This window comes from Nocardia sp. CDC519, from assembly GCF_059509835.1.
Window position 1 is genome coordinate 4,433,877 of record NZ_CM183377.1, and the last position, 19,777, is coordinate 4,453,653.

15 protein-coding genes are annotated in these 19,777 nt (G+C 69.0%); 4 read left to right on the plus strand and 11 right to left on the minus strand.

What is annotated here, in order from left to right; all coding sequences use genetic code 11:
- Nucleotides 1-58: 58 nt before the first annotated feature.
- The 3 genes from AC5W7N_RS19875 to AC5W7N_RS19885 form a co-directional block, all read right to left on the minus strand.
- Nucleotides 59-1,282, minus strand: a complete 1,224-nt coding sequence (locus AC5W7N_RS19875; protein WP_495921968.1) for an RtcB family protein — start codon at nt 1,280-1,282, stop codon at nt 59-61.
- 157 nt (nt 1,283-1,439) lie between these two features.
- Nucleotides 1,440-2,390: a non-homologous end-joining DNA ligase gene (gene ligD, locus AC5W7N_RS19880; protein WP_495921969.1), complete on the minus strand. Its 951-nt coding sequence runs from the start codon at nt 2,388-2,390 to the stop codon at nt 1,440-1,442.
- A 54-nt stretch (nt 2,391-2,444) separates the two neighbouring features.
- The gene (locus tag AC5W7N_RS19885) at nt 2,445-4,568 is read right to left on the minus strand and encodes a RecQ family ATP-dependent DNA helicase (protein WP_163814115.1); all 2,124 of its coding nucleotides are present in this window, start codon (nt 4,566-4,568) and stop codon (nt 2,445-2,447) included.
- 226 nt (nt 4,569-4,794) lie between these two features.
- Between AC5W7N_RS19885 and AC5W7N_RS19890 the strand changes: the two genes are divergently transcribed.
- The 4 genes from AC5W7N_RS19890 (at nt 4,795) to AC5W7N_RS19905 (ending at nt 8,444) form a co-directional block, all read left to right on the plus strand.
- Nucleotides 4,795-5,268: a hypothetical protein gene (locus tag AC5W7N_RS19890; protein ID WP_163814116.1), complete on the plus strand. Its 474-nt coding sequence runs from the start codon at nt 4,795-4,797 to the stop codon at nt 5,266-5,268.
- Nucleotides 5,269-5,455: 187 nt separating this feature from the next.
- Nucleotides 5,456-6,394: a D-isomer specific 2-hydroxyacid dehydrogenase family protein gene (locus AC5W7N_RS19895; RefSeq protein WP_495921970.1), complete on the plus strand. Its 939-nt coding sequence runs from the start codon at nt 5,456-5,458 to the stop codon at nt 6,392-6,394.
- A gap of 92 nt (nt 6,395-6,486) precedes the next feature.
- Complete coding sequence (locus AC5W7N_RS19900; protein ID WP_163814118.1) at nt 6,487-7,260, plus strand: MerR family transcriptional regulator; 774 nt, start codon at nt 6,487-6,489, stop codon at nt 7,258-7,260.
- An 86-nt stretch (nt 7,261-7,346) separates the two neighbouring features.
- On the plus strand, nt 7,347-8,444 hold the full coding sequence (locus AC5W7N_RS19905) for a methyltransferase (RefSeq protein ID WP_195021386.1): 1,098 nt from the start codon (nt 7,347-7,349) through the stop codon (nt 8,442-8,444).
- Between the two features lie 66 nt (nt 8,445-8,510).
- Here the strand turns inward: AC5W7N_RS19905 and AC5W7N_RS19910 are convergent, their stop codons facing one another.
- From AC5W7N_RS19910 to AC5W7N_RS19945, 8 genes are read right to left on the minus strand one after another with little or no spacing between them, the layout of a single operon-like run.
- Nucleotides 8,511-9,509, minus strand: coding sequence for a hypothetical protein (locus AC5W7N_RS19910; protein WP_495921971.1), 999 nt, complete (start codon nt 9,507-9,509; stop codon nt 8,511-8,513).
- The gene (locus AC5W7N_RS19915; RefSeq protein WP_195007236.1) at nt 9,485-10,102 is read right to left on the minus strand and encodes a nitroreductase family protein; all 618 of its coding nucleotides are present in this window, start codon (nt 10,100-10,102) and stop codon (nt 9,485-9,487) included. The genes AC5W7N_RS19910 and AC5W7N_RS19915 overlap by 25 nt, the downstream gene beginning before the upstream one ends.
- Nucleotides 10,102-11,094 (minus strand): ScbA/BarX family gamma-butyrolactone biosynthesis protein, encoded by a 993-nt coding sequence (locus tag AC5W7N_RS19920; RefSeq protein WP_163814121.1) that lies wholly within the window; start codon nt 11,092-11,094, stop codon nt 10,102-10,104. Before AC5W7N_RS19920 ends, AC5W7N_RS19915 begins: the two co-directional genes overlap by 1 nt.
- Complete coding sequence (locus AC5W7N_RS19925) at nt 11,091-12,011, minus strand: nucleoside-diphosphate kinase (RefSeq protein ID WP_495921972.1); 921 nt, start codon at nt 12,009-12,011, stop codon at nt 11,091-11,093. Before AC5W7N_RS19925 ends, AC5W7N_RS19920 begins: the two co-directional genes overlap by 4 nt.
- On the minus strand, nt 12,008-13,093 hold the full coding sequence (locus AC5W7N_RS19930) for an SDR family oxidoreductase (RefSeq protein WP_495921973.1): 1,086 nt from the start codon (nt 13,091-13,093) through the stop codon (nt 12,008-12,010). Before AC5W7N_RS19930 ends, AC5W7N_RS19925 begins: the two co-directional genes overlap by 4 nt.
- Complete coding sequence (locus AC5W7N_RS19935; protein ID WP_194992316.1) at nt 13,090-13,350, minus strand: acyl carrier protein; 261 nt, start codon at nt 13,348-13,350, stop codon at nt 13,090-13,092. Before AC5W7N_RS19935 ends, AC5W7N_RS19930 begins: the two co-directional genes overlap by 4 nt.
- Nucleotides 13,347-16,856 carry an AMP-binding protein gene (locus AC5W7N_RS19940; protein WP_495921974.1) on the minus strand — a complete coding sequence of 1,170 codons (3,510 nt, stop codon included), beginning with the start codon at nt 16,854-16,856 and terminating at the stop codon, nt 13,347-13,349. Before AC5W7N_RS19940 ends, AC5W7N_RS19935 begins: the two co-directional genes overlap by 4 nt.
- The gene (locus AC5W7N_RS19945) at nt 16,849-19,584 is read right to left on the minus strand and encodes a phosphoenolpyruvate synthase (protein ID WP_280499108.1); all 2,736 of its coding nucleotides are present in this window, start codon (nt 19,582-19,584) and stop codon (nt 16,849-16,851) included. Before AC5W7N_RS19945 ends, AC5W7N_RS19940 begins: the two co-directional genes overlap by 8 nt.
- Between the last annotated feature and the right edge of the window lie 193 nt (nt 19,585-19,777).

The following is a 19,777-nucleotide window of genomic DNA, read 5'->3' on the forward strand; positions in this document are numbered from 1 at the left end:
AAGGTGGCGGGCCGGGCGGAACTCCGGCCGAACCATGGCGGTACGGCCGGAGTGTCGCTCATCCCTTCACGCACAGCACCTGACGCAGTGTCGCCACGACCTCGACGAGGTCTCGCTGGGCGGCGACGACCTCGTCGATGTCCTTGTACGCGGCCGGGATCTCGTCCACCACGCCTGCGTCCTTGCGCGACTCAACGCCCTCGGTCTGAGCGATCAGGTCGGCGACGCTGTAGCGCTTCTTCGCGGCGGTACGGCTCATCCGCCTACCCGCGCCATGGGAGGCGGACTGGAAGGAGTCGGGATTTCCCTTGCCGCGCACGACATATGAGCGAGTTCCCATCGAACCAGGAATCAGGGCCAGGTCGCCCTTACCCGCACGTACCGCGCCCTTTCGGGTCACCAGCATCGGCATGCCGTCGATGATCTCCTCGGCCACATAGTTGTGGTGGCATGAAATGGGTGCATCGAAATGAACGGGCCGACCGGCGAATTCGTCGCGGACCGCACGGCATACGAGCGCAAGCATGACGGCTCGGTTGCGGGCAGCGTATTCCTGCGCCCAGGTCAGATCCCGACGATAGGCTTCCATTTCCGGAGTGCCGGAAAGGAACACGGCCAGATCCCGATCCGGCAAGTCCACGTTATGCGGAAGTTTACGAGCGACAGCCATATGACGTTCTGCAAGTTCTTTGCCGATATTCCGGCTTCCGGAATGCAGCAGAATCCACACCGCGTCGTCCTGGTCCAGGCATATCTCGATGAAATGATTGCCAGATCCCAGCGTCCCCATCTGCTTATGGGCCTTGGACTCGCGGTCCCGAACACTCCTGTCGAGGTCGCCGAACGATCCCCAGAACCGATCCCAACCCGAACGCAACGTCGCAGTACTCGCGCCGAGCCTCGAAACCTCGGCGCCGATTCGGCGCACATCCACCGGGTCGTCGTGGGCGTGGAATCCCACCGGTACCGCGGCCTCGATGCGACTGCGCAGCGAATGCAGGTTGGCGGGCAGATCGGCGGCGGCAAGGCTGGTCTTGACGCTTTCCATGCCGCAGCCGATATCCACACCGACGGCGGCGGGTGCGACCGCGTCTTTCATAGCGATAACCGAACCGACTGTCGCGCCCTTCCCGAGGTGCACATCCGGCATGACGCGCACGCCGTGGACCCATTCCAGTTGCGCGATATTCCGCAGCTGGCGCAGCGCGGCCGGCTCGATATCGTGCTCGGAGGCCCACATCAACGTCCGCGCCCGGGTGCCGGGCAGCTCGACGGGAAACATTGTCTCGGTCCTTTCACTCCTTGCGAATTCGCTTCGCCTTACACAATCAACGGTAGGCACGGCGCCGCCGCGACGCACCTGAATTTCGGCGGAAGGGAGGGCAGCGAGATGTGATTCGAAGAGCCTTCGCGGCCATGCGACAGAATGTCGGCCGCGGTCAGTCCTCGTCGTCCAGCTCGACCTTGTCCCGGTCGGCCCACTCGATCAGGCGATCGAGTTCGAAGACGGCGTCGTCGATGCCTGCGTGCAGGTCACCGAGCTTCTGAAAGCGGGCGGGCACTGTGGCGATGGTGAAGTCACGCGGGTCGATATCGGGGATCTCGTCCCATGCCACCGGGGTGGATACGGCGGCCTCGGGGACGCCCCGCACCGAGTAGGCGGCGGCGATGGTGTGGTCGCGGGCGTTCTGGTTGTAGTCGACGAACAGCATCCGCGGGTCGCGGTCCTTGCGCCACCAGGTGGTGGTGACGTCCTCCGGCGCGCGCCGCTCGACCTCGCGAGCGAAGGCCAGCGCGGCGCGACGCACATCCTTGAAGCCCCACTCCGGCGCGATCCGCACATACACGTGCAGCCCCTGCCCGCCGGAGGTCTTCGGCCAGCCCACCGCACCGATCTCGTCGAGCACTTCCTGCACCACCCCGGCCACCCGCTGCACACGCGTCCACGGACAGTCGGGCATCGGATCCAGGTCGATGCGCCATTCGTCGGGGCGCTCGGTATCGAAGCGGCGCGAGTTCCACGGATGGAACTCCACCGTCGACATCTGGACCGCCCAGATCACATCCGCCAGCTGAGACACGCACAGTTCGTCGGCATGCCTGCCGTAGCGAGGGAAGAACACCCGCACCGTCGGCACCCAGTCCGGCGCGCCCGCGGGCAACCGCTTCTGGTGCACCTTGTCCCCGGCGAGCCCCTTCGGGAAGCGGTGCAGCATGCACGGCCGATCCCGCAGCGCGTTGACGATGCCGTCGCCGACGCTCAGGTAGTACTGCACCAGATCGAGCTTGGTGGCACCGGATTCAGGGAAGTAGACCCGATCCGGATTGGAGACACGAACCAGCCGGTCCCCGACCTCGAGCTCGATCGCCGACCCCTTGCCACTGGCCACGTCCCGACCATAACCCGCGCCGGGCAGATCCTCCGGCCGAACCACGCCGCCGACTCAGGTCGGAGTGGCCAGCGCGAACGGCAGGACCGCCGGAGCGCCGGCCCTGCGGAGTTGATGCGCGGCGGCGGTGAAGGTCCAGCCCGTATCGGTGAGAGCATCGACCAGCAGGATCGGCCCGTCCAGCGGGCCGAGATCGGGCAGTTCCCATAGGTCGTGCAGCGCGGCCACCCGGTGCGCGGAGTTCACCGCCGATACCGGCGGCCGGTCCGGGCGCACGCGCATCGTGCCGAGATCGCGGAGCTTGCCGATCTCGGCCAGCCGCGCGGCGACGCTCGCCGTCAGCACCGGATGCGTCGGAGATTCCAGGGCCAGCACCGCGGTAGGACGGGTCGCCCAATCCCAGTCGCGCAGCACCGCGATGCAGGCCTGGATCACCGCGTCGGGGACCGGCTGATCCGGGCCGTCGAGCAGGGACCGCAACCGCTGCCCCCAGCCGAGGGCACTGAGCCTGCCGAGCACCCGGCCGGTCTCCGCACCCTCGGAGATCTTGCCCGACAACGGAATACCGAGCTTCGCCATTCCCGTCGGCCACATCTTGCGTGGCGCCAGGTCGATTCCGGGACGGTCCAGGCGGGCACGCGTGGCGGCGACCGCCTCGGCATCGAGCGCGGTGTCCGGCCGGACGCCGGTGCAGTTGTCACAGCGGCCGCAGTCGGCGCTGCCGGGGCCGGCCCCGTGCAGGCCCGGATCGTCGAGCTGGCCGCGCAGGAACACCATGCGGCAACCGGTGGTCGTCTGATAGTCGATCATGGCCTGCTGTTCTGCGGATCTGGCCGCCTCCAGCCGCTCGTAGCGCTCGCTGTCGTAGACCCAGTCCTGGCCGGTGGACAACCAGCCGCCGCGCACCCGGCGCACCGCGCCGTCGACGTCGAGCACCTTCAGCACCATTTCCAGGCGCGACCGGTTCAGCTCCACCAGCGGCTCCAACGCCGCCGTCGACTGTGGACGCTCGGTGTCCAGCGCCGCCAGCACCGAGCGCACGATGTGCTCACGCGGGAAGGCGACGGAGGCGAAATAGCTCCAGATGCGTGCGTCCTCCGGGCCGGGCAGCAGCACCACTTCGGCGCGTTCGGTTCCACGCCCGGCGCGACCGACCTGCTGGTAGTAGGAGATCGGCGAGGAGGGCGCACCGACGTGCACCACGAAGCCGAGATCCGGTTTGTCGAACCCCATGCCGAGCGCCGACGTGGCGATCAGTGCCTTGACCTCGTTGTTCAGCAGCGCGGCCTCGAGCATCTCGCGTTCGGCGGGATCGGTCTGGCCCGTGTAGGCGGCGACCGTGTGGCCGTGCGAGTTCAGGACGTCGGCCAGGTCCTGTGCCGCGGCCACGGTCAGGGTGTAGATGATGCCGGAGCCGGGCAGCTCACCCAGATGGCGGCTGAGCCATGCCGTGCGCTCGACGGCATCGTCGAATCGCACCACCGACAGGTGCAGCGATTCGCGGTCGAGGGTGCCGCGCAGCACCAGCGTGTCGGTGCCGATCTGGGTGGCGACGTCGGTGACCACGCGGTCGTTCGCGGTGGCGGTGGTGGCCAGTACCGGTACATCCGAACCGAGGTCGGCGATCAGGGTGCGGATGCGCCGGTAGTCCGGCCTGAAGTCGTGACCCCAGTCGGACACGCAATGCGCCTCGTCGATCACCACCAGGCCCGCGTCGGCGGCCAGCTTGGGAAGGACCTGGTCGCGGAAATCCGGGTTGTTCAGCCGCTCCGGGCTCACCAGCAGCACATCGACCTCACCGGCCGCGACCTTGACGTGGATGTCGTCCCATTCGGTGACGTTGCCGGAGTTGATGGTCGCGGCGATCACGCCGGCGCGTTCGGCGGCCGCCACCTGGTTGCGCATCAGCGCCAGCAGCGGCGACACGATCACCGTCGGCCCGCGCCCTTGCGCCCGGAGCAGTTTCGCCGCGATGAAGTACACCGCGGATTTACCCCACCCGGTGCGCTGCACCACCAGGGCGCGACGCCGGTGCACCACCAGCGCCTCGATGGCGGTCCACTGGTCCTCGCGTAACCGCGCCGCGCCCCCGGCCAGCTCCCGCAACAGGCTCTCGGCCCGCTCCCGCAGCCCGCCAACGTCGATACCCGCCGTTGTCGTCCCCTCAGCTGTGTCCATGGGGGCCATGGTGCCCTACACCACCGACACATCATCGATCCCCGCACCGAATCCGACGGTGACGACTGATTTCGCCGTGTTGTGGGTAACTCGTCGGGTACGGGCTACCTGTCCGACCCGTCACCGCCGGCCGCCGACGCTACTGTCTACCCACCCGCGTCCGGCCGAGAATCGCGGTGCGGCGGCAGTGGGGGCGCCGGGCGCCATGACCTGGTAGGAGGACGTAATGCCGGACAGATTTCAGTCGCCCGCGGGGTGGTCGCCGCCCGGAGCGCAGTTCCAGAATCGTGGCGCGCTCGGCCGCACCCTGATCGGTACCGTCGTCGCGCTCGTGGTGACGCCGATCGGAATCGGGATCGCCGCGCATGGTTCGCTCGCCACCAGCCGGTGGTGGGATTCGGTGGACCGTTGGAGCGCACCCGGACAGTCGGTGCTCGGTGCGGTCCTGCTGCTGTTGGTGGCGGTGCTGGCCGCGTATTCGCCGGCCGCGACCATGATCGCGGGCCTGATCTGGGGGATCCTGCCCGGCATCATCCAGATCTTCTTTCCGGAGGACACCTTCCGCCTGATCGGCGACATTCCCGGTCTGGCCGCCGAGCTGCACGTCGCGCTACATGCCTGGCTGGTCAGCGGGATGGTGCTGATCGTCGGGACGCTGCTGTTCGGCGCGGGTGTCGTCGCGACGTTGAAGCGTCGCTGAGTGCACACCGCCCCACCGGGACCGGCCACCGGAGCAGTCGCGTACGCCCTTTACCCGATCTGGCGGGCCGCTCCTGCGTATCGGCCAGAGGTGATCGAGAACCAGCTCTCCCCGATCGGGCGGTACGTTCGGTGCGAGGAGGGCCTGGCCCGGGAAGGCCGGTGCGCTGAGTGAAGGAGGTCCGAGGATGAGCCGGACGACGGTTGCGGTCGGTCCGGGGGAACAGCCGCTGCTCGAGCAGGCGGTGCGGGAGGCGGGTGCGGAGCCGACCGGGCTCGACGAGGCGCGCGCGCTCATCTGGAATGGTCAGCCGGCGCAGTTCCCGGATCGGCTTCCGGAGGGCCTCGCGTGGGTGCAGTTGAATGCGGCCGGTGTCGAGGACTGGTTCGACGCCGGCGTGTTCGAACGCTTTCCCGGCCTCCGATTCACTTCTGCCGCAGGCGCTTACGCCGCGAGCGTGGCCGAGCACACGCTGATGCTGCTGTTGGCCGGGGTGCGGTATCTGCCCGAACATGTGCGGGCCGAGAGCTGGCGGCAGCGCGAGTTCTTTCCGCATGTCGGGTCGTTGCGCGGGGCGACGGTCGCGATCGTGGGCGCGGGTGGGATCGGCCGGGCGCTGATTCCGATGTTGACGCCGCTGGGGGCGCGGATCATCGCGGTCAATCGGTCGGGCCGGCCGGTGACCGGGCCCGGTATCCCGGAGGACATGGAAACGGTGCCCGCAGGCGAACTCGCCGGGGTCTGGTCGCGCACCGACCATGTGGTGATCGCGGCGCCGGCCACGGCCGAGACCAGGCATCTGGTGGGCGCGAAGGAGCTGGCGCAGCTGCGGCCTGCGTCGTGGGTGATCAATGTGGCTCGCGGCAGTCTCGTCGACACCGACGCCCTGGTCGAGGCCCTGCGCACCGGCACGATCGGCGGCGCGGGGCTGGACGTGACCGATCCGGAACCGCTGCCCGATGGGCATCCGCTCTGGTCGCTTCCCAATGCCATTGTCACACCGCATGATTCGAATCCGCCCCAGCTGCGCATGGCGGCATTCGCCGAGCACGTGCGGGCCAACGTCATCCGTTTCGCCGATGGGCAGCCGTTGCTGGCACCGATCGAACCGGACCGTGGGTATTGAGGTGGGGCGGAAGCGGCGAGCGTTAGACTCGGGCGGTCGACGGCCGGGCGCCCGCCGGTCCGGCGCAGGTGGGGACTCGAGGAGGTGCAGCGATGCCGAACTACCGGATCGATGACCTCGCACGTGCCGCCGGGACCACCAGTCGTAATGTCCGCGCCTATCAGGAGCGCGGGCTGCTGCCGCCACCGGTCGGTAAAGAGGGCCGCGCCAGCATCTACGACGACTCTCATCTGGAACGGTTGCGGCTGATCGACGCGCTGCTGCAGCGCGGTTTCACCACCGCGCACATCGCGGATTTCATCACCAGCTGGGAAACCGGCAAAGACCTGACCGAGGTGCTCGGCCTCCAGCACGCGGTGACGGCGACCTGGTCCAAGGAGGAGCCGTTCGAGGTTTCGCGGGAGCTGATCGAATCCATCCTCGGCGCCGACGCCGACGAGCTGGTCGGCCAACTGCGCGATCTCGGCCTGGTCCGTGTCGAGCACGACACCGTGGTCTTCACCGACAGCCAGCTGCTGAGCACCTTCGCCGAACTCGACGAGTACGGCTTCGACCTACGCGCCCTGATCAGCGTGCACGCCCAGCTCGCCGCGCACATCGACGACATCACCAAGATCATGATCACCGCCGCGAAGCAGCACATCGTCGACGAGCACGGCCCCGGCTGGTTGCCGGAAACCAGTGAAGAGATCGCCGAGACCACGGCCATGCTCAACAAGATGCGCGAACTCGGAGTGGCGTCGGTGCACAGCACGCTGGCCCGCTCGCTGGACACCAATCTGCGCCGCGAACTCGGTGAATACCTGGAAACCGCGGCCCAACGTGAACGCAATCGCGCCACCGCCACCGGCGAATCGACCCGCTAGCGACGGCAACGACACGCGATTCACGCCCGGGAGACGGTTCGGGCCGTAATCTGCTTGGCAAGCGTTTGCCGACGAATGGAGTCGTCATGACCTCCGATCGAGCGAAGCTGCCGCCGCAGGGCCTGGTGCGGGTGGTGGAGCGGGTGCGCAATGTCATGGCGAGCGCGCACCGGCGGATGGTGCCGGGCCATATCGCGCTGCTGGAGATGGTCGCGGCCGGCTGGTTGACCCAGGCCATTCACGCCGCGGCGGCACTCGGGGTCGCCGACGCGCTGGCCGACGGGCCCCGCGACAGCGCGGATCTGGCGCAGGCGGTCGGCGCCGACGAGGACGCATTGCGCCGGTTGATGCGGCTGCTGATCAGCCACGGCATCTTCACCCGCCGCCGCGACGGCCGCTACGCGCTGACACCGATGGCGCAGGCGCTGCGCGCCGACGCCGACGTCTCGTTGCGCGACGCCACCCTGTTCTTCGGTTCGAAGATCCACCGGGACAATTGGACACAGCTGGTGCAGGTGGTGCGCACCGGCGACGCGGTGGGCAATACCGTCGACGGCGTCCCGCTGTTCGACTATCTGCGCACCGACCGCGAGTTCGGCGTGATGTTCGATCGCGCGATGTCGAGCATCGATACTCTCGGCCGGGAGCCGCTGCTGTCGGCCTACGATTTCGGCCGTTATCGCACGCTCGTGGATGTGGGCGGCGGGCAGGGCGCCTTGCTGGCCGAGATCTTGCAGCGGGCACCGCGGTCGCGCGGCATCCTGTTCGACCTGCCGGAGGTGGTGGGCGAGGCTCGTGAACGGCTGACCGAGCTGGGTGTGGCCGATCGCTGCGCGGTGGTGGCAGGCTCGTTCTTCGACACCGTGCCCGAGGGCGGCGATGCCTATCTACTCAAACACGTCATCCACGATTGGCCGCACGATCACGTCACCCGAATTCTGCGCACCGTACGCAATGCCATGTCACCGCAGGCACGGCTGTTGCTGATCGAACTCGTCCTGCCCGACGACGATCGCCCGCATCCGGGCAAGTACATCGATCTGGAGATGCTGGTCAACACCGGCGGGCGCGAACGCACCGAGGCCGAATACCGTGCGCTGCTGGCCGAATGCGGCTTCACGCTCACCTCGGTGACACCGACCCTGTCCCCGGAGAATGTGCTCGAAGCCGTCCCGGCGGGCTGAGCGTGACCGGATGTCCAGGCCCCGCTGATCCCTGTGGACGCCGCACCTTTCGACCTTCCAGCGCTCCTACCCCGCCACCGCCTGCACGATGAGCGCCAGGTACAGCGTGAGGATGAACAGCACCGCCGGAATCACCGGATATTCCTCGTCCGCGGAGCGCATGAACCGCAGCCCGCCGAGGAGCGGAATCACCAGCAATACCAGCGGAATCCAACCGAGCACCGCGCGGGCACCCTGGTGCTCCCAGGGCCGCACCAATGCCAGATCGGCCGCGACGGCCACCACCGCGCAGCCCAGCGCCGCGAACACCGACCCCGCCGTGCCGAGCGCGTTCGAGTAGTACATCTCCCCCGGCCGCGGGATCCGCGAGGTCTTGCGCGCGAATTCGAATTGCAGGAACGCCCCGGCGAAGATCACCGCGGCGGCAGCCGCCTGCCAGCCGGATGCGACGTCGCCGGTGTCGATGGCCGACACCACGACATAAGCGGTGACCAGCAACTGCACCGGATAGGTGACCACCAGATTCAGCAGGATATTGCGGCGAATCGGTTCGGAGATCCGCTCCAGTCCCCACAGCCCGAGCCCGTAGCCGAGCACCGCGGCGATGGCCACGGCCGAACCGATCGACAGCAGCAGACTCGCGGCGATCGCGCCGACCGCGATGACGGCCATCGCGGCCCGCAGATCCCACGCGGTGACCGCGCCAGTCACCAACGGCCGGTCCGGGTTGTGCACCCGGTCGTAGTCGAGATCCTTCTGCTCGTCGACCATCCGCAGATACAGCAGGACGACGGCCACCACGACAATGCGCAGTGCCGTCGCCCAGCTCGGCCGCCAGCTCGCCTCCGGATCGGTGACCAGCGCGGCGGTGCCTTCGAGCGCCAGCACCCACAGGATGCCGTAGAGCAGATAGTGCGGCTTGTACATCACCGCGGTGAAGCGGGCGATGCGCACGAACGAGGCGACGGGCCCCGCGCCGCCCGGTGCCCGGTCGGCCCGGCCGGAGACCTGTTCGCCGGTGCGCACGCTGCCGCCCTCGCTCACCGCGCACCCCAGCGGTCCCACATGGTCACCTCGGCGGCGGGGGCTCGGCTGGCCCGGCGCGCCTCGCCGGGTAGCAGATGGCCGACCGGCAGCAGCGCCACCTGCGTCACCTCCGCGAACGGGATGCCGAGCAGGTCGGCGATCTCGCGTTCATAAGCGAGATGCGCGGTGGTGAGGCAGGAACCCAGGCCTCGATCGTGCAGGGCCAGTTGAAGATTCCACACCGCCGGATAGATGGATCCGTAGAAGCTGGCCAGCAGCCGCGAGGACGCCTCCGCCGGTGGGCGGCCCAGCGAGCACACCACCACCAGCGCGGGCACCTCGTGCAGATGCGCGGCCAGGTATTGCCCGGAGGCCAGGTCGCCCAGCTGATCCGGCCGCGGCGTGCGCGCGGAGAGATAGGCCGCGAAGCCCTTGCGGTAGTACTCGGCGATCTGCTGTTTGGTATCGGGGTCCTCGACGACGAGGAATCGCCACGGCTGCCGGTTGGTGCCGCTCGGCGCCTGCACCGCGATATCGAGGCATTCGAGTAGCTCGCGGCGTTCGACCGGACGGGTCAGGTCCAGCCTGCGCCGGAACGCCCTGGTGGTGGTGAGCAGTTCGGCGCCGCCCATCACCGGCCCGCCTCGTCGCCCGGTTCGGCGACGACGGTGTCGTCGATGAACTCGGCATCCACCCGGGCCGCGACGGCGCCGGCCTGATGGATCTCGCAGCGCACCACCGTGCGGTCACCGGTGCGCCCGATGATCTCGGCGCGGCATTCGGCGGGGCTGTCCAGCTCGACGAACCGGTCGAAGGTGCTCGAGACGCCGAGCAGCCTCGGTGCCTGCTCGAGCACCATGGCCAGCGCGGTCTGCCTGCACGCCTCGATCAGCAGGCTGCCGGGGACGTGGTCGAGCGGATGGTCGAACAGGAATGGATGCCCGATATCGGGCACCAGCGTCGCGATCGCGGTGCTGGCTTCGCGCCGGACGGGGCCGACCACCACGTTGCGCCAGTTCTCCCGGCCCACCGCCGCCGGTTCGGCGCGCTCGGTCAACGCGGAGGCGCCGACGAACGGGCCGAGGCCGAGGCTGTCGCGGAAGCCGCTGCGCATCCGCTCCCAGCGGCGGCCGGTGGTCCAGGAGAACGACCCGTCCACGGTCATCATGGGAACGCCGCCGCAGGAGATGTCGAGCACCATATCGACGCCGTGCATATCGGTGCCGTCATGGTGTTTGCGCGGCACCCGCACCGCCAGCACCAGATCCGCCGGCGCGAATCCGACGTCCCAGGCCGCGGTGTCCGAGCCGGCACCGTTGAAGGTGCGCACCAGGAATGCCCGGTCGGTGGGGACGGCGTAGAACTCGTGGGTCAACGCGATCGCGGCCTGCCTGGCAGCCTCCATCACCACCAGCGGATCGTGACGCAGGGCCAGGGTGCCCGCGTGATCGCCGTAGTAGGAGTGCATGCGCGGTAGCTGCGCGCCGGCGACGAACTGGTCCTCGCCGAGGCTGTCGAGGGAGGTGACGAACACCTCGGAAACCGCGCAGCGGTGCGCCAACTCGCGGGAGATGGTGCGGGTATGCGATGCGGTGTTGTCGGCATTCACTGTCTCGACGCTCACGGCCGGGCCTCCAACCAGTCGGATGCGGTCACCGGGCGCAACGTCTGCGGTTGCGTCCCCACCCGCATGGGCAGTACGTAGGACCCGAGCACGATCACCGACCACGGATCGAGCTCGACGCCCTGATCCCAGGCCGTGGTCAGCAGCCGTGCACAATCGGGATCGGATTCGGGATCGATGCCACCGGGCAGCCTGATTCCCGCGTCTTCGGCTTCGGCGATCAGGCGGTGGGCGGCTGCGGCCCGGTCGAAATCGCGGGCCGGTGTGCTCGCGTAGAGCTCGGCGGCCAGCTGCCCGGCGTCAGCGGATCGGTCGGCGCCCGCGGCGGCGCGGGTGATCAGCTCGGCGCGGCGCGGCTCATCGAACAGAATGGCCAGCTCGCGGAGCACGTCGGCGGGATCATCGGGCGAATGCACCAGATTCAGCAGGTAGCTGTGCTGCCCGAGCCGATGGCGCAGTTCGCCCTCGCGGCGTTTCCGGGGATCGGTGGGGCCCTTGGCCTCGGTCAGCCGGACCGGGACGGGCAGTTCGGCATCGGCTCCGGCCACCACGAGCACCAGCACATCGCAGATGCCGACCAGCAGATCGGCCAGGCGGCGGCGCTCGGTGGAGGCGATGTTCCACGAGTAGTACCACAGGGCGCGCGCCAGCAGCCGGTCACCGGTGACGCGGTCGGCGTCCACCACCCGGAAACCGTTGTCCGCCAGCCACTCCAACGTCGGCTCGACCGCACGGCCCACGATGGCATCGGGTTTGAGCAGCAGCAGCGAATGTGCTCTGGCGAATGTCGCCGCGTCCACCCCGGCACGGTCGAGCTGATCGACGCTCTCCTGTACGTAGGTGTCACCCGCATAGGCGTGCACCTTCTCCGGCTGCGTGGTCAACGCGCCCAACAGCTCGCGCAGCGCGTGGCTCATCGGCGCACCCCGCCGACGCCCGCCAGGACGTCCTCGATCGAGGGCAGCGGCACACCGAGATACCCGGATTCCAGGCAGTAGTCGAGCAGTGTGCGCAAATAGTCCTTGCCGGTGGCCGGCGAGGGCCTGCCGAGCAGCGCGTCGGCGTGCTCGGTGTCGAAGACCAGCCTGCGCCGGAAGTAGCTGGTGTAGAGCGAGCCGATGCGGCGGTAGTACTCGCGTTCGATAGGCGCGAGGTCCGATTCGGCGAAGCTGCTCTCCGGGACGAACGTCGCCACCTCGAAGGACGGATATTCGGCCAGCACGTCGGAGACCTCGCGCAATGACAGCGTGTCCCGGCCGAGCGCGTGCATGGTGCGTCCCGAGGCCGAATCGAAGTCGAGCACCGCCGCGGCCACCACATCGGCCACATGGTCGACCGGGGCCAACGACAGCGTCGCGTCGTAGCGGCCCGGCAGCGAGCGCAGTTTGCCCTCGACCATCAGTTTCACCACGGTGTAGAGGTTCTTGTACTCGCGGATGATGCCGGTGCCGCTCGCACCGGTGACGATGCCGGGCCGCACGATCGCCCAGCGCAGACCGCGCTCACCCGCGGCGTGGACCAGCTGTTCGGCCCGGAACTTACTGGCCTCGTAGCCGTTGCCGAATTCGTGGCCGGTGTCGAGTTCGTCCTCTCGGACGGTGCCGCCGCGCATCCCGCACACGTACGCGGTGCTCACGTGCACCAGCGGCACCTGCCAGCGTTGCGCGAGGTCGATGGCGTTGGCGGTGCCCGCGATATTGAGCTGCTCGTACTCGGTGTCGGAAGCGTCGAAGGCGGTGGTGGCCGCGCAGTGCACGATCACCCCGACCCGCTCGGCGAGACCGTCGGCGTCGCGATCGTTCAGCCCGAAACCCGCAGCCCGGATGTCGCCGGTGACCGCGCTTCCCGGTTCCAGCAGAGTGCCGTCGTTGCGGGTGATCTCACCCTTGCTGTGCAGCACCGCGGCGACCGGGCGACCTGCCGCGGCCAGCCTGGCCACCACTTCGGCGCCGACCAGGCCGGTCGCGCCGGTGACGAGGGCGGTATCGCGATCGCTCATGACCGGCCGTCCAGACTGCCGGTGATCAGGGTGACGACCTCACCGACCCGGCGCACCCCGGCCAGCTCTTCCGGCTTGTATCTCGGCAGCTCGAAGGCGCGCTCGAGCACCACGGTCAGTTCCATCAGCCGCAGCGAATCGAACCCGAGGTCCTCCATGAGCCGCTGATCGTCGGCCATGGCCGCGTCCTGGTCCGGTGCCATGGCGCGGATGAGGGCGCGGACCCGGTCGGCGACGGCGGTGTCGATGGCGCTCATGAGGTCTCGCTTTCGCGTAGATGGGGTTGCCGGCCGCCGGTACTCAGGAGATCGCGGGCCTCGTCCAGCGGCAGGTCGGTGTCGAGATAGCCGGCGATGCGCAGCCAGTCGTAGCCGATGGCGAGGGTGCGCCGCCACTGTTCGCGCGAATCGAAGGAGGCCGGGAAGTCGGCACCACCGGCGACCGCGCGCACCAGGACCACGAAATCGTCGATCGCGGCGAACCCTGCCATCATGTCCGCGCCCGAGGCGATGGCCGTCGAGAAGCGCACCGCCTGCGCCGTTTCCAGCGCGTCCAGCAGTTCACCGCGGCGCCCGGCGTGCGGCGGCAGCAATCGGCGCACCGTCTCGACGGGCGCGACGTCGGCGGGCAGCGGATGAATCCCGAAGGCGGACAGCAGCACCCGCACCGCCATCGCGATCATCCGGTGCGCGGCGATATCGGCGACCGCGCCCTGCGCGTTCTTCACCGCCCCGGCCAGATCCTCGCGGGCGTTCTCCAGCACGATGTTCGACCACACCAGGTTCATCGCGCATTCGGTGAACCTGGGGGCGGGCAACGGCGAGAGGGTGGCGATCGGATCGGTGCTCACCGCCCCCGTGACGCCGAGCGTCGGCGCCGCCCACGAGGGGACCGGGGTATAGGGCCGCAGCGGTTTGCACATGGCCAGCGCGGGTTCGATGGGCCGGTCACCGCGCCAGTGCAGGCCGACCAAGCCCAGCCGCAGGAACTCGGCGAGTTCGGCCCGCAGATCTGTGCTCGCGCGACCGAGCACCGCGGCCAGCGAATGCCGGAAGACCACCGAACGCCAGGCGCGGCCGCCGCGTTCGGACAGCACGTAGACGTCACGGTCTTCGCGGATGACGTGGATACGCTCGCCGATCTTCCAGGTGGTCACGCCGGGAACCCGGGCGAACAGGATCTGGTCCGCGTCGTCGGCGACACCGGTCACGCCGAGGTCGGCGGCGAACGCGAGCAGCTGCTCCCACCACAGGCGCTGTTCGAGGGCCCGCTCGGTGCCCGCACCCAGGATGCCTTGCGGACGAACGGAATCCGCTTCTCCAGCGCCACCAGCGCCGACTTGCTCGCCGGTGGCGCAGGCGATCGCCGCATGACCGCCGGTGAGCAGATCGTGGAATCGAGTGATCCGCTCGTCCGCGCCGATGCGCGTCAACTGCTGGGGCAGCCATTTGGTTTCGAGGTAGGTCTCGTTCACTCCGGCCGCCCAGGCCTTCATCGCCTGCCGCAGCCCGTCCTGCGCCCACTCGCGAGCTTCGGCGTCCGCGCCGAGGGTGCGCAGCGCCACCGCGTACCGCAGCGCCTGACGTGCGCGCGCGGCCCACCAGTCGGCCAGCGCGGCCGCGAACTCGCCGTGCGGCAGGGCGGCGCGCAGATCGTCGATCGCGGGTGTGCCCGAGCGCACCACGGTGGCGCGCAGGAACCGCTGGCAGCGATTGAGCAGGTCCTCGTCCAGGACCGTGGGATCGGCGGCCTGAGCGACCGTGTCCAGTTGCCTGCGCAACTGGGCTTCCGAACGCGTGCGCACTTCGACGCGGCGACCATCGATGAACAGCACCGTCGGCAGGGTCGGCAGCTCCTCGGCGCCGGGTGCGACGACCAGGAAGTCCACATCGGAGCCCTCGTTGCCGAAGCCCTCGGCCAGCGAGCCCTCGAACAGCACCGCCGAATCCGCCGGAATGGCCACCTGAGCGAGCGCGGCGTCGAGCAGTTCCCTGGTGCGGTCGGCGGACAGGGTCGGCGTCGGCGTGCCGGCATCGGCCGGTGCCGCGCCGGTGGCCGCGGAGGACGCGGTGCCGTCGGCCTCGTGCACCACGGCACCGTCCAGCGCACCGTCGGCGAACAACTGCCACATATACCTGCGGCGCGGCTTACCGCTGGAGGTGCGCCGGATCAGCCCACGCGGCCCGGTGACGATGGTGGCCGTCTGCGCGGGGCCGAGCTCACCGCGAATGATCTTGCGTGCCTCGGTGATCCACTCCCCCGGCGCCGACTCGGCGAACAGGGCGATGCCCTGCGCACCGGCCTCGGTGATCGCCACCGCGGCCAGTTTGCCCTTGGTGATGCCGGTTTCCTGGGCGACCCGCGATTCGATGTCCTCCATGAACACCGAACGACCACGCACCTTCAGGCTCGAACCCATCCGGCCGAGCACGAAAACCTCACCGCGGTGCAGGAAACCGGCGTCACCGGTGTAGAGCACGCCGTCCTCGATGCGGGTCGACGACCCCGGACTCGGCGGCCCTGAGTAGCCGAGGGCGACCGAATCGCCGACCACCACCATTTCGCCGAGGGTGCCGTCGGGCAGGTCGTTGCCCTCCTCGTCGACCACCCGCACCGTCGATTCAGGGGTGGAATAGCCGAGGCCGGTGATCCAACCAGCGCCGTCCACCCGGTGGTTGTCATCGAGGGGTTGTTCCTCGAGCACCGCGACCGGGGCGCCGAACCGCAGGGCGGCGTTGTCCAGCCGCAGTGCCGTCACCGGGCGGCCGCGCGCCGAGGACGTCACCATCAGCGTCGCCTCGGCCAGCCCGTAGGCGAGGGTGTAGGCGTTCATCGAAAATCCCTGGCGGCCAGCAAGTTCCGCGAACGATTGCAGATCGGCCACCTCGACCGGCTCAGAGCCGACGGCGAGGGTTCGCCATCCGGACAGGTCCAGCTCGGCGATGTCCTCGGGCCGCACCCGGTGCGCCACATAGCCGAGCGCGAACGACGGCGAGGGCGAATGCTGAGCCCTTGTCATCGCCCGCAGCCAGCGGACCGGGTCGCGCACGAACTGGTCCGGCCGCATCAGATACAGCTCACCCTGATTGGTGACGGTGGTCAGGAACGCGCCGACCAGCCCCATATCGTGATACAGCGGCAGCCACGACACCATCGCCTCACCCGGGCGCCAGTCGATCAGCCGCGAGATCATGTCGATGTTGTTGGCCAGGTTGTGCCAGCTCACCCGCACCCCGCGCGGCGTGCCGGTGGACCCGGAGGTGAACTGGAGCAGCGCGCACGGATCCGGCGCGCCGAAAACGCGCTCCGCCGGGGCCGGCGGCAAGGTCGCCGGGTCGACGACGACCGGCTCATCGGTACGCCCCGCCTCCACCATCGCGCGCCGGGCCAGCTGCTCGAACTCGACCGAGGTCACCACCACCCGCGGCTGCGCCTGCGCCAGGATCGCGGCCACATGACTGATGTACTGGTCGAGATCGCCGAACATCGGCGGCGCCACGGGCGTGAACACCCCGCCACAGGCCCACACCGCGTAGAACGCTGCCGTACAAGGAAACCCGGTCGGCATGACCACACAGGCGCCGTCGCCGCTGCCCATACCGTGCTCGCGCATCACCTGCGCGATCGACCAGGTGAGGTCGGCCAGTTCGGCGTAACTGCGGTAATCCCAGCCGTCGGCCTCGTCCGCGAAATGGATGCCGGTGGCGGCGTCCGGCTCGACGAGCCACTGCCGCACCGTCGCCACCTGATCGATCTCACTCATCGCCGGGCTCCGCTCCGGACAGCACCGTCACAGTCCCCGTGGTTCCGTCCACCCGTATCCGCATTCCCGTCCGTATCCGCTTGGTGATGTCCTTGACCTGCACAACCGTCGGCACGCCGAGTTCGCGCGCCACGATCGCGACGTGGGTGAGGGGGCTGCCCCGCTCGATCACCAACGCCGACGCGGACGGCAGCGCCGCCACCCATCCGGGGTCGGTGCGGTAGGCGATCAGGATGCCTCCGGCGACGTCACGGGGCTCGTCTACCACAACCGCGCCGCCCTCGACCACACCGGATGATGACGGCGTGCCTGCCAGGACGGTACCCGGGGTCGCGGGCGGGGTATCGGTGACGGGAACCCAGCCCTGGGAAGCCAGCTCCGGCCGGCCGAACGTGGCACCGACCGTGCTGAACCGCGCGGGCGCCACCAGCTCGGCATCCTTGGCGCGCTGGACCTTTCGCGCCGCCACCAGATCACGGTAGGTGCTGGTGTCAGCGTTCTCATAGCTACCGCGCAGCTCCTGCACGGTGAGGTAGAAGACATCGGAGAACTCGTCGATGACCCCGCGCGCCGCCAGATCCCGGCCCATCACCCGGATCATCCGCTTCACCATGCCGAACGCCCTGGTGCGGCAGAACCGCAACCGCTCACGGTGCGCCGCACACCGGGATACCTTGGCGCGCAGCCGTTCATAGATCCGGCGGCGCACACCGGTCAGATGCGCGTCGAGGTAGGCGTCGGCTTCGGCGGCCCGATCGGGCTGCTGCCCGGCCTGCCCCACCCGGCCGAGCGCGCTACGCAGCATCACGAACAGGCTCGCCGGATCCTCGCGCAGATCCGGGGTCTCCAATTTCAGCTCGTCCAGGCTGCGGTAGCCATAGCGGTCGATATAGGCGTCGACCTCGGCACGGAATGCCGCATGGGTTTCGCTCGCGTGCAGCTGACGGTAGACCTGTTGCGGTTCGGTCGAATTGATGAGTGCGGTCAGTTCCGGGTCGGCGTGCACCGTCTCGGCCATCGCGGTCAGCGCACGGGCCGGTTCCGCCGATTCCACATCCGCGCCCGGCCCGACGACCGCGTACAGGAACCATTCCGGCGCCTTGGGCAGGAACAGCTTGGTGAGCAGGAACATCGCGCCGGTGCAGGTGAGCAGGATGGCGTCGAGCACCATCAGCGGCCCCCAGCGGCGCACCAGGTCGGCGTCGACCCTGCGGTATGCGGCGTAGGCCTGCTCTCCGGTGAGGGTGGTGTAGTCGAGTGCCTCGTATTCGTCGTAGACCCGGTAGAACTCGGTGAGGAACTGCTCGACCATCGCGTCGATGCCGAACAGCCTGCGGAGGTAGGTCACCGTGGTGACCGCGCGCGAGCGGATTCGCTCGGCCGTCGAGCCGAAGGTGTAGGGCCGCAAGGTTTTCGCGATCTCATCGGGCAGCGGTTCGTCCACCCCGAGCGCCGCCTCCAGCACCTTACGGTTGAGCGGATAGCCGGGGGCGATACCGACCATGCGATACCAGTGCAGCAGGTTGTAGTAGACCCGGCCGTGGAAATAGCCGAGCAGCACCGGCGTCCACGCGTCGGTCTGGCGCAGCTGCTCGGCGGGCACCTTCAGCGATTCGGCGTAACCGCGGTAGACGCGACCGTAGATATCGGCGGCGGTGGTGTAGGTCAGCGGCGAGGTGAGGCCGCTGAAACTTTCGATGATGTTGGAGTTGTCCCAGATCCGAGTCTCGCCGTCGGGCACGGCCTCGCCTGCGCCGCGGATCAGCGCGGCCTCGGCCACCGCCCGGTCCGCCACGGACGCGAGCGCCGTGGTGATGGGGCGGGCCTGCAGGAACCAGATACCGTCGTCGTCGATGGCCCATTCGATGTCCTGTGCGGCGCCCAGCTCGGCCTCGAGCTTGCGGCCCAGCTCCGCGAGGGCGGCGATCTCGGCCTGTGACAGCGCCAAGCGTTCGCGGCGCTCGGGATCGACCGCACGGGTCGTCGAGCCACCCGACTCGCCGGGCAGGACGGCGCGGTCCTTGTCACCGATGACGGTGTCCAGCACCGTGCCCGCACGGTCCACGACCACCGAATCGGCATCGACCGCGCCCGAAACCAGGCCCTCTCCCAGTCCGTAGACGGCGCTGATCACCAGCTCGTCGGGCGAGCCACTCGCCGGATTCGCGGTGAACATCACCCCGCTGACCCGGGCGGGCACCAGCCGCTGCAACACCACCGCGACGGCCGCGACCCTCGGCTGATCGTGGGCGAACGCGTAGTCGATCGATCGCTGCGAGAAGGCCGAGGCCCAGCAGGCGCGCACCTGGCGCCGCACCGCGTCCTCACCGTCGACATTGAGAAACGAATCGAATTGACCGGCATAGGAATGCGCAGGCCCGTCCTCGGCGGCGACCGAGGAACGTACCGCGACGGCCCCGCCGCCGAGTCGGCGATAACCCTCCCCGATCAGCTCGGCGACGTCTGCGGGCAGATCGCCGGATTCGATCGCCGACCGCAACGCCACGCCGGCAGCGGAGGCCGCCTCGGGCGTGTCGGCCGCGGCGAACGCCGCGATCTGCTCGTCCAGACCCGCACCTGCGGCGAACGCGTCGAAGACGTCGGTGCCGAGCACCGCCCACTCCGGTACCGCGAAACCGCTGTTGTGCAGGATGTGCAATCCGCGGGCCTTACCGCCTGCCGAGGCCGAGATGGCCTCCGAGTCGGTCCACGGTCCGAGCAGCTGCACGCTTCCTCCCATCGCTCCCGGTCGATACCGGGCAGCTCATATTCTCGGGCCCACCGTGAACACGAGGGGCCCGCGACCGAGTAAATCCGAGCATTGTCTGTATATCCGAGAATTGACCATGGTGTTAGCTCACAATCCTCGGGTCCCCGGCAGCACCACACCATTCGGTACGGCATCGGCGGCCGACACACCG

What these genes read in the sequence shown, in the direction of transcription:
- AC5W7N_RS19875 (WP_495921968.1), bottom strand. Translation starts at nt 1,282, where the DNA reads ATGTTTCCCGTCGAGCTGCCCGGCACCCGGGCGCGGACGTTGATGTGG.
- AC5W7N_RS19885 (WP_163814115.1), bottom strand. Translation starts at nt 4,568, where the DNA reads ATGGACACAGCTGAGGGGACGACAACGGCGGGTATCGACGTTGGCGGG.
- AC5W7N_RS19890 (WP_163814116.1), top strand. Translation starts at nt 4,795, where the DNA reads ATGCCGGACAGATTTCAGTCGCCCGCGGGGTGGTCGCCGCCCGGAGCG.
- AC5W7N_RS19895 (WP_495921970.1), top strand. Translation starts at nt 5,456, where the DNA reads ATGAGCCGGACGACGGTTGCGGTCGGTCCGGGGGAACAGCCGCTGCTC.
- AC5W7N_RS19900 (WP_163814118.1), top strand. Translation starts at nt 6,487, where the DNA reads ATGCCGAACTACCGGATCGATGACCTCGCACGTGCCGCCGGGACCACC.
- AC5W7N_RS19905 (WP_195021386.1), top strand. Translation starts at nt 7,347, where the DNA reads ATGACCTCCGATCGAGCGAAGCTGCCGCCGCAGGGCCTGGTGCGGGTG.
- AC5W7N_RS19915 (WP_195007236.1), bottom strand. Translation starts at nt 10,102, where the DNA reads ATGGGCGGCGCCGAACTGCTCACCACCACCAGGGCGTTCCGGCGCAGG.
- AC5W7N_RS19925 (WP_495921972.1), bottom strand. Translation starts at nt 12,011, where the DNA reads ATGAGCCACGCGCTGCGCGAGCTGTTGGGCGCGTTGACCACGCAGCCG.
- AC5W7N_RS19930 (WP_495921973.1), bottom strand. Translation starts at nt 13,093, where the DNA reads ATGAGCGATCGCGATACCGCCCTCGTCACCGGCGCGACCGGCCTGGTC.
- AC5W7N_RS19935 (WP_194992316.1), bottom strand. Translation starts at nt 13,350, where the DNA reads ATGAGCGCCATCGACACCGCCGTCGCCGACCGGGTCCGCGCCCTCATC.
- AC5W7N_RS19940 (WP_495921974.1), bottom strand. Translation starts at nt 16,856, where the DNA reads ATGAGTGAGATCGATCAGGTGGCGACGGTGCGGCAGTGGCTCGTCGAG.